Here is a 10,271-nt window from a genome sequence, read left to right as displayed (position 1 = left end):
TGTCTGCCCGATTATAACATACGGCGCATGCAAAACATCAAACCGCTGAAAAACAACGTTTTGACATGCGCCGTATGTTATAGTCGCCCTCAAAGGGGCCGTCGGGGCCTGTCACCCCCTTCGGGCCGCTGCGGGGGCCGGCACGGGCAAGCGGAACAGGGGGAAGGCAGCAGGAGAATATGTAAAAAAAAAAACGAGCCTCCACGGCTGCATGTCGGCAACCGTGGAGGCTCTGTATGGAAACAAAGAACAACCTTTCCTACTCCCACCCTCCGCCGAGGGCCTTGTAGAGGTTGACCATCGTGATGCGCTTGTCGCGTACGGCATAGCTCAGGCTGAGCTGGGCGTCGAAGTAGGTACGCTGGGCGTCGAGCAGGTCGATGTAGCCGATGGCACCGTTGACGTACTGCAGCTGGGCCAGTTCGAGCGTCGTCTTGGCCGCCTGCTCCAGCCGGAGGCGGGTATCGTAGATGTCCTTTATCTTGTTGAACTCCGTAATGGCGTTGTAGGCATCCTTGAAGGCGCTGAGCACGGCCTTCTCGTAGGCATGCGTGGCTCCCTCGAAAGCAGCCTTCTTGGCCTTGAGCATGGCACGGTTCTTGCCCATGGCGAAGATGGGTTGCAGCAGGTTGGCCGAGAAGAGGTGGTAGGGCGACTTCAGGATGTCACCCAGCTCGCCGCTCTCGCTTCCTGCCGTAGCCGTAAGTGCGATGCGGGGGAAGAGGGCGGTGAAGGCCATACCCACCTGCGCATTGGCGGCAATAAGTGCCTGCTCGGCCTGGCGTACGTCGGGGCGGCGTTCCAGCAGCGTACTGGGCATGCCTACGGGCAGGGCATCGGGCAGCTGTACATCGGCCGCCTGGCTGGCACGGGCGATGGCATGGGGATATTCGCCCGTCAGGAAGGCCAGTTCGTTTTCCTTGAGCGTAATCTTGCGTTCGAGGTCGGGCACGAGGGTCACGGTCTTGGCCAATTCCACCTGCGCCTGGCGGAGGGGAATTTCGGAGATAAGTCCGGCTTCACGGCGCAGACGGACCAGGTGAAGGCTCTCGCGGCGGGCTTCGACGGTCTGACGCACGATGGCCAGTTCGTTGTCCAGCGCCACCAACTCGAAGTAGGCCTGCGCTACCTGTGCGATAAGACTCATCTGCAAGGCACGCCGGTTCTCGATGGAGCCCATGAAGTCGGCCAGGCTCTTGTCGCGTGCCCAGCGCAGGTTGCCCCACAGGTCGAGCTCCCACGTAGCCGATGCCTTGACGCCGAACTCGTTACTGCTCTTAGGATTGTTACCTCCGTAGTTTTCGTGCTCCGGTTCGAGGTAAACCTTGGCCCCAATCTGCGGGAACATGTTGGCCACATCGATGCGCTTCATCGCAGCCAGTTCTTTGACGCGGGCGGCAGCCATCTGCATATCTTTATTATATTCCAACGTCTTGCGGATAAGCCCCTGTAGCAGAGTGTCGGTGTAGAGTTCTTCCCAAGCCATATCGGCCAGCGAAGCCGAATCGTCGGCCGTCTGGCTACCCAACGTCGCGGGCAGATCCAAGTCGGGACGGGTATAGTGTTTGCCCAGCTGGCATCCGGCCAACACTATCAGCGCGGCCAGCAGGCATATCGGGTAACATATCGTACGTTTCATCATCATTTCTTCTTTTTAAAGGGTTGCAGGTTCAGTTTGGGGGCACGCATCTTGTGCTTCATCTTGTAGATCATCACGAAGAAGAAAGGCACCAGCAAAATACCAACAGTTACGGCCACTATCATTCCAAAGAATACGCCCGTACCGATAGCCTGGCGGCTGGCCGAACCCGGACCGGTAGCAATGACCATCGGAAGCATACCGAGGATAAAGGCCAACGATGTCATCAGGATGGGTCTGAAGCGCAAGTGAGCGGCATGGAGTGCAGCTTCAACAATGTCGCTACCGCGGTCCACCTCGTCCTTGGCGAATTCAACAATCAAGATGGCATTCTTGGCAGCCAGACCGATGAGCATTACCAGGCCGATCTGGAAATAGGTGTCGTTCTCCAGTCCACAGACCGAAATACCGGCATAAGCACCCAATACAGCGATGGGCAGAGAGATGAGCACAGCGATAGGCACGCTCCAGCTCTCGTACAGAGCAGCCAGGAAGAGGAAGACGAAGAGGAATACCAATCCCAAGATAAGTCCGGTTTGTCCCCCGGCCTGTTTTTCCTGATAAGACAAGCCACTCCATTCTACCCCGATATTGTCGGGCAAGTGGTCGCGAGCAATACGCTCCAGCAATTCCATCACCTGTCCGGAGCTAGCACCATTGGCAGCCGTACCACGAATAACAGAAGCATTGAACATATTAAATCGCTTGATGCTTCCCGGACCGGTAGTATATTCCGTCGTTCCGAGCGACGTAAGCGGAATCATGTCGCCATCGCTACCACGTACGAAATAAAGACCGATATTGTCGCGATGCTCACGATAAGGAGCTTCAGCCTGCAAATAGACACGATAGACGCGGTTGAACATATTAAAGTCGTTCACATAAACCGAACCCGTATAAGCTTTCATCGTCGAGAAAACATCAGCCATCGGCACGCCTGATAGTTTCACCTTATCGCGATCCACATCAAAATAGAGCTGGGGAATCTCAGCCTGGAGCGAAGACGACAATCCTTCAATTTCCTTACACTGTGAAGCATAATACATCAATGTGTCCGTAGCACGCACCAGGTCATCAAAAGTAGCCTCACCACGTGCCTCCAGTTGCATCTCAAAACCGCCCGACGTACCCAGACCAGGGATAACTGGCGGTGTAGACAAATAGACTTTACATTCAGGATATTCACTAATCTCACGACGTACAGTCTCCATCACCTCGTCGATAGTTGTATTATCTCGTTCGTCCCAAGGCTTCAGGATAACGGTCAGCTGGCTACGTGCCTGACTGGTACCTACACGGGGACTGGAGCCTGTAACATTTTGTACGTATTCTACAGCAGGCTGCTTCATCAGGAAGTCAATGGCACGGTCGGTCACCTTGCGGGTGCGCTCCAACGTGGTACTCTCAGGCATTTCCAACTCAACAGTGAAATATCCCTGATCCTCTACAGGCAAGAAACTGGTAGGCGTAAAGCGATGCAGGATGAAAATACACAGCAGACCCAGGCAGAAGTACATAGCGATGCGACGCGGATGCTTCACGGTGCGACCTATCAGCTTGACGTATTTCGTATTGCCAATGGCCAACCATTTGTTGATGAAGGCGAACACGCGATTCTTCGGTTTGTTGGGATCTTCAGGACGCAGGATGAGCGAACACATTACGGGGCTCAGCGTGAGGGCCACTACCGTAGACAACAGCACGGATACCACGATAGTCACCGTAAACTGTCGGTAAAGCTGACCCGTAATGCCCGGCAGGAAGCTCACTGGCACAAACACGGCCGCCAGCACGAGCGACGTGGCGATGATGGCGCCTACCAGTCCGTCCATAGCCTTCTTCGTAGCCTCGTAAGGACTGAGGTGTTCTTCTTCCATAATACGCTCTACATTCTCCACCACCACGATAGCGTCGTCCACCACGATACCGATAGCCAACACAAGACCAAGCAAGGTCAGCATATTGAGCGAGAATCCGAAAATAAGCATGAAACCAAAGGTACCAATAAGTGAAATGGGCACTGCTACCACAGGTATGATGGTGGCACGCCAACTCTGTAACGACAGGTAAACTACGATGATAACCAATATCAACGCTTCGAACAGCGTCTTGTACACCTCGTGGATGGACTCATTGATGTAGGTCGTCATATCGAACGGTATCTCATACTCCAATCCCTCAGGGAAGTTGGCGCTGATTTCCTTCATGGTTTTCTTGACGTTCTCAGCCACCTCCATGGCATTGGCTCCAGGCAACATATAAACGCCTAACACAGCAGCGTTACCAGCATTGATACCACTCTCAGTGTTATAAGACTGCGCTTCGAGTGAAACGCGGGCTACATCACGCATCCGTATCAGCGAGCCGTCAGCATTAGCACGGAGCACAATCTCCTCGAATTGTGCGGCTGAAGACAAACGTCCCTGCGCGGTGATGGGAATAGTGATATCAAGTCCCTCAACGGGCTGCTGACCAAGGACACCGGCCGCAGATTCACGGTTCTGATCTTTCAGGGCATCCTGCACATCCTTCACCGTCAGTCCGTAATTGGCCAAACGAGCGGGATCTACCCATATCTGCATGGCGTAGTAGCGACTTCCGATGTTAGACACACGGCCCACACCAGGGATGCGTCGCAAGAGATCCACCACATTCAACGTGGCAAAATTACTCAGGTAGATTTCATCGAACTTGGGATCATTCGACGTAAGGCAAAGAGTCATCAGCTGGCTGGGAGCTTGCTTATCCACTTCGATGCCATTCTGCACCACCTCGGCAGGCAGACGTGATTCGGCCAGTTTGATGCGGTTCTGTATTTCGACAGCCGCCAAGTCGGGATCAGCCGAGATATCGAAAGTAACAGTAGCCGAAAAACTACCCGTATTGGAACTGCTGGACTCCATGTATAACATACCAGGCGTTCCATTCAATTCCTGTTCGATAGGAGTAGCGACAGCCTGCGACACAGTGACAGCACTAGCACCAGGATAAGATGCCGATATCTTCACCACGGGCGGTGTAATCTGAGGGTATTGGTCGATAGGAAGCATCATCAAGCCGATGATACCCACAATGACGATCAATATGGAGATGACAGCCGAGAATACCGGCCTGTCAATAAAGAAATTCACTTTCATAAGCGGGATAGGTTTCTGATTTTAGAATTTTGATTGCAATGCGGACAGCCTTCCTGTCACTCACTTACTCTTCTTCCTCCATAGGTTGGCCTACGCGTACCTTTATACCAGGAGTCAGTTTATGATATCCTTCAGTCACAATATTCTCGCCGGGTACAATACCACGTTCTACCACGACATTGTTACCGAACTCAGGTCCCAACTCTATGAAACGACGTTCAACCGTAGAGTCACGACGCATAACGAAAACATGTGCTCCACCTTTCTCGATCATCAAAGCCTTTTGAGGTACAACGGTAGCATGCTCGCGCACATCAAGCAACACACGTACTTTAGTGAACTGACCAGGAAGCAATACACGATCCGGATTGGGCATCTCAGCACGAACAGAGAATGTACCCGTCTTGGGATTGACTTGCGGTTCAGCAAAATCTACAATACCTTTATATATATAGGTGCTGTTATCAGGCAGGGTAATGGTAACAGTCGGTTGCCAGGAGCGGCTCGAATCTTTCTGACCAATAACTACATTACGTTCTTTACTTTTCAGATAATCCAATGCTGTCATACTGAAATCCACCAATACAGTGTCACTCTTTACAATCGTAGCCAGCAAGGACTTTCCACTAGTACCTACCAGTGTACCAAGGTCCACATGACGTTCACTGATGTGGCCCGATATCGGAGAACGTACCCACGTATAGCCCAGTTCCTGTTCCGCCTGATCGAGATCAGCCTGGCTCATACCCATGCTGGCTACAGCCGTTTCATAAGCCGCAATAGCATTATCCAAATCCAACTGACTGGCTGCATTCTGTTCAAACAACGGACGGATACGCTCCAAATCACGCTTGGTTTTACGCACCAGAGCAGAATCCTTACGCAACTGAGCACGAGCCTTATCTGCTTTGGCACGATATTGCTTCTGGTCGATGACGAACAAGACTTGATTTTTCGTCACATACGTACCTTCCTCAAAAGCCATACTCTCTAAAAAGCCTTCCACACGTGCACGTACTTCTACAAATTGCTGTGCACGGATACGTCCTACATAGTCTCCGTAGATTTCCACATCTTCCTGCTCTACAGGCTGTACAATCACGACAGGTGGTACTGGAGCCACCGCTTTCGGCCAAGTTAATATGATATACGCTGCCAGCAACACCGCCATGCAAACCAGCATCGTCACCAATCTTCTTTTTCTCAGCCTCAACTCTTTTTTTGTAAAAAATAGTCTCATGTCTGTTTGTTAGATAATTAAAACCCTGTTCTTCACCTTAACAAATGCAAAGATAATACCATTTTTTCAATATCATGCATTAAGGCATGTAAGTTATTAGTTTTCAGAGGTAATCGACTTTATTTATTTCTAATAAAAAGCACCTATATCCCCACATGTATGTAGAAAGCCTCTACATATCTGTAGAATTATTCCACAACACAGCTATCCACAACACAGCATATTCCCAACCTATTCCTTCTTATGATCAGATAAAAGTCAAAAAATGCTGTTCACCTAACCTTATTGGACAAACAATGAGCTACAACATCATCAAATAGTCTTCACGACATCATTCCAAGCAATATTTCAGGCAATTTTAACGATAAATAACCCTATTCTAACCCCTTAATATAAAAAAAAGGAAAAATTAAACCCACCGACACACCAACATAAAAAACAATTTTGTACTTTTGCAGCGCATTTGAAAAACAAGTGCACACTGGTTATCAAGAGAGATATATAAATACATATTTATTGAACCTTTAAAAGTTTAAACAAAATGATTAAAGTAGGTATTAATGGATTCGGACGTATCGGACGTTTCGTATTCCGCGCAGCTCAGACTAGAAACGATATCCAAATCGTTGGTATTAACGACCTTTGCCCGGTTGACTACTTGGCATACATGCTGAAGTACGATACAATGCACGGCCAGTTCAACGGCACTATCGAAGCTGACGTTGAGAACAGCAAGCTGATCGTTAACGGCAAAGAAATCCGTGTAACAGCTGAGAAGAATCCTGCTGACCTGAAATGGGATGCTGTTGGTGCTGAATATGTAGTTGAGTCTACTGGTCTGTTCCTGACTAAAGAAAAAGCTCAGGCTCACATCCAGGCTGGTGCAAAATATGTAGTAATGTCTGCTCCTTCTAAGGACGACACTCCGATGTTCGTTTGTGGTGTTAACGAAAAGACTTACGTTAAGGGTACTCAGTTCGTATCTAACGCTTCTTGTACTACTAACTGCTTGGCTCCTATTGCTAAGGTTTTGAACGACAAATGGGGTATCACAGATGGTTTGATGACTACCGTTCACTCTACAACTGCTACTCAGAAGACAGTTGACGGTCCTTCTATGAAAGACTGGCGTGGTGGTCGTGCTGCTTCTGGCAACATCATCCCTTCTTCTACTGGCGCTGCTAAGGCTGTAGGTAAAGTTATCCCGACTCTGAACGGCAAACTGACTGGTATGTCTATGCGTGTTCCGACTTTGGACGTTTCTGTAGTTGACTTGACTGTAAACTTGGCTAAGCCTGCTACTTATGCTGAAATCTGCGCTGCCATGAAGGAAGCTTCTGAAGGTGAACTGAAGGGTATCCTGGGTTACACTGAAGATGCAGTTGTTTCTTCTGACTTCTTGGGTGACACTCACACTTCTATCTTCGATGCTAAGGCAGGTATCGCTTTGACTGATACTTTCGTTAAGGTTGTATCTTGGTACGATAACGAAATCGGTTATTCTAACAAAGTTCTTGACCTGATCGCTCACATGGCATCTGTTAACTGCTAATTTACAGTTAGAAAATATTAAAGTATAGGCGGCTTCTGCGGAAGTCGCCTATTTTTTTTGCATTTTTGCGTGAAGTTTCCCCAAGAGCCTCCAAACAAAGGAGCAGCCAAGGGGAATCTGACTAACAGTTGTTTTTACTTGTTTAGCGAATATGACAGAGACTCAGAATCCTTTTTTTGAAAATATCCATACGCCCCACGATACCGTCCCCTTCGACAACATCGCTGTGGAGCACTATGCCCCCGCCATTCGTCGGGGTATCGAATGCCAGAACGAGGAGATAGACGCCATCGTCAACAATCCCGAACCAGCCAACTTCCACAATACCATCCTGGCTTTAGAAAAGTCGGGTCAATTGCTGCATCGTGTGGAAGTGGTGTTCGACAACCTGCTCAACGCCGAAACCAACGACGCCATGCAGGAGCTAGCCAAGGAACTGATGCCGCTGCTGAGCGAGCATGCCAACAACATCACGCTGAACGAACGACTCTTCGAACGGGTCAAAACGGCCTACGAGCACCGCAACGACGAACCTCTGACTGCCGAACAACGGAAACTGACGGAGGATACTTATGAAGGATTTGTGCGCAGCGGAGCCAACCTGCAGGGGGCCGACAAGGAGAAATATCGTGAACTGTCGCGCCAGCTGAGTCTTCTGACCCTGCAATTCAGTGAAAACAATCTGAAAGAAACCAACGACTACCAGCTGGTACTGACCGACGAAGCCCAACTGAAAGGTCTGCCGCAGAGTGCCATCGACGCTGCCGCCGAAACGGCCCGCGAGAAACAGCAGGAGGGCTGGGTCTTCACCCTGCATGCTCCCAGCTACGTGCCTTTCCTGACCTATGCCGCCGACCGCGACCTGCGCAAGGAAATCTACATGGCCTATAACACCAAGTGTACGCACGCCAACGCCTGCAATAACCTCGACATCGTGAAGCAACTGGTCAACACCCGCCTGGCACTTGCCCAGCTGTTGGGATACAAAGATTATGCCACCTACAAGCTGGAGCGCCGCATGGCACAGAACAGTGCCAACGTCTACCACCTGCTCGACCAGCTGCTCGAAGCCTACAAGCCAACTGCACAAAAGGAATATGCCGAAGTACAGGCACTGGCCCGCGAAGAGCAGGGAGCCGATTTCACCCTGATGCCTTGGGACTGGGGATACTACTCGCAAAAGCTCAAGGACCGCAAGTTCAACCTCAACGACGAAATGCTTCGCCCTTATTTTGAACTGGAGAACGTCAAGAAAGGCGTATTCGGCCTGGCCACCCGCCTCTATGGCATCACTTTCCAAAAGAATCCCGACATCCCCGTCTATCACAAGGACGTGGAGGCATTCGATGTATTCGACAAAGACGGCAGCTTCCTCGCCGTACTCTATACGGATTTCCACCCGCGCGAAGGCAAGCGTTCGGGCGCCTGGATGACCAGCTACAAAGAGCAATGGATTGACGAAAAGACGGGCGAGAACAGCCGTCCGCACGTTTCGCTGGTGATGAACTTCACCAAGCCCACACAGGACAAGCCTGCCCTGCTTACCTTCGGTGAACTAGAGACCTTCCTCCACGAATTCGGCCATAGTCTACATGGCATGTTTGCCAACACCACCTACGCCAGCTTGAGTGGCACCAATGTCTACTGGGACTTCGTGGAACTACCTTCACAATTCATGGAGAACTTTGCTGTCGAAAAGGAATTCCTGCATACCTTTGCCCGCCATTATCAGACGGGCGAACTGATACCTGACGAACTGGTACAGCGCATCGTGGATTCGCGCAACTTCAACGCCGCCTATGCCTGCCTGCGCCAAGTCAGCTTCGGCCTGCTGGACATGGCATGGTACACCCGTACGACTCCCTTCGAAGGCGACGTGATGGCATACGAAAAGCAGGCCTGGGCACGCGCCCAAATACTACCGTCGGTCGAAGGCACCTGCATGAGCACCCAGTTCTCACACATCTTTGCTGGAGGCTATTCGGCCGGCTACTACAGCTACAAGTGGGCCGAAGTGTTGGATGCCGACGCTTTCTCGCTTTTTAAAAAGCAGGGGATTTTCGATCAGAAAACAGCCTTTTCCTTCCGCGAAAACATACTTTCGCGGGGAGGAACTGAACACCCCATGACGCTCTACAAACGCTTTCGCGGACAAGAACCAACAATCGATGCATTATTAATCAGAAACGGAATAAAGAAATGAAACTATATAAATTATTTGCCCTCCTGACAATTTTCCTGACACTGACCTCTTGCAACAACAAGGACGATGTAATGGAAATCTTTACAGGCAAGACGTGGAAACTCACACGCCTCACCACTGAAGGCAGCAGTAACCGTTTTCTGTCCGGACTATGGGATAATGAAGACAGTTACAATAATAGCATAGAAAAACTTAACAGTGCCGGTAATTATATCATAAATTTTTATGGAGACAGCCAAAGCGCTGAACAAATCGCATCCACCTTTAACGCCAACGGTATCAATGCAAAAATTACAAATGGAACATGGAAAGCCGACGGTGTTTCAAAAGAGCTGGTGTTAAGCGGAAAAGTCACAGGAGCAGAAACCGATCCTTTGGCAAAGGAGTTTATGAAGGCGTTGTTACTGATTTACAAATATGAAGGAGACAATCGGACATTAACGCTCTACTACAAAGACGGGAAAATTGACAAGATAATGGGATTTACAGCACAATAAATT

General features: G+C 50.0%; 6 protein-coding genes. 3 read left to right on the top strand and 3 right to left on the bottom strand.

The genetic code is table 11. From position 1 onward, the window contains the following. Positions 1 to 259 precede the first annotated feature (259 nt). The 3 genes from HF894_RS13355 to HF894_RS13345 form a co-directional block, all read right to left on the bottom strand. A complete protein-coding gene (locus HF894_RS13355; RefSeq protein WP_204973018.1) occupies positions 260 to 1,642 on the bottom strand; it encodes an efflux transporter outer membrane subunit in 1,383 nt (460 codons plus the stop codon). After that, positions 1,642 to 4,776, bottom strand: a complete 3,135-nt coding sequence (locus HF894_RS13350; RefSeq protein WP_204969173.1) for an efflux RND transporter permease subunit — start codon at positions 4,774 to 4,776, stop codon at positions 1,642 to 1,644. Before HF894_RS13350 ends, HF894_RS13355 begins: the two co-directional genes overlap by 1 nt. Before the next feature lie 64 nt (positions 4,777 to 4,840). Beyond that, positions 4,841 to 6,016 (bottom strand): efflux RND transporter periplasmic adaptor subunit, encoded by a 1,176-nt coding sequence (locus HF894_RS13345; protein ID WP_204973012.1) that lies wholly within the window; start codon positions 6,014 to 6,016, stop codon positions 4,841 to 4,843. Positions 6,017 to 6,557: 541 nt separating this feature from the next. On the opposite strand from HF894_RS13345, the gene gap reads away from it, so the two are divergent. From gap to HF894_RS13330, 3 genes are all read left to right on the top strand, one after another. Further along, positions 6,558 to 7,568 (top strand): type I glyceraldehyde-3-phosphate dehydrogenase, encoded by a 1,011-nt coding sequence (gene gap, locus HF894_RS13340; protein WP_075317878.1) that lies wholly within the window; start codon positions 6,558 to 6,560, stop codon positions 7,566 to 7,568. 151 nt (positions 7,569 to 7,719) lie between these two features. Then, complete coding sequence (locus HF894_RS13335) at positions 7,720 to 9,771, top strand: M3 family metallopeptidase (protein WP_204973010.1); 2,052 nt, start codon at positions 7,720 to 7,722, stop codon at positions 9,769 to 9,771. After that, a complete protein-coding gene (locus HF894_RS13330) occupies positions 9,768 to 10,268 on the top strand; it encodes a DUF4847 family protein (protein ID WP_204973008.1) in 501 nt (166 codons plus the stop codon). The genes HF894_RS13335 and HF894_RS13330 overlap by 4 nt, the downstream gene beginning before the upstream one ends. The last annotated feature ends 3 nt before the right edge of the window (positions 10,269 to 10,271 follow it).

The sequence above is a fragment of the Caecibacteroides pullorum genome, assembly GCF_019239235.1.
In the GTDB taxonomy this organism is placed as follows: Bacteria; Bacteroidota; Bacteroidia; order Bacteroidales; family Bacteroidaceae; genus Bacteroides; species Bacteroides pullorum.
The sequence above is the reverse complement of the archived record's forward strand: the minus strand, read 5'-3'. Positions and strand labels throughout refer to the sequence as shown.

What these genes read in the sequence shown, in the direction of transcription:
- HF894_RS13355 (WP_204973018.1), bottom strand. Translation starts at nt 1,642, where the DNA reads ATGATGAAACGTACGATATGTTACCCGATATGCCTGCTGGCCGCGCTG.
- HF894_RS13350 (WP_204969173.1), bottom strand. Translation starts at nt 4,776, where the DNA reads ATGAAAGTGAATTTCTTTATTGACAGGCCGGTATTCTCGGCTGTCATC.
- HF894_RS13345 (WP_204973012.1), bottom strand. Translation starts at nt 6,016, where the DNA reads ATGAGACTATTTTTTACAAAAAAAGAGTTGAGGCTGAGAAAAAGAAGA.
- gap (WP_075317878.1), top strand. Translation starts at nt 6,558, where the DNA reads ATGATTAAAGTAGGTATTAATGGATTCGGACGTATCGGACGTTTCGTA.
- HF894_RS13335 (WP_204973010.1), top strand. Translation starts at nt 7,720, where the DNA reads ATGACAGAGACTCAGAATCCTTTTTTTGAAAATATCCATACGCCCCAC.
- HF894_RS13330 (WP_204973008.1), top strand. Translation starts at nt 9,768, where the DNA reads ATGAAACTATATAAATTATTTGCCCTCCTGACAATTTTCCTGACACTG.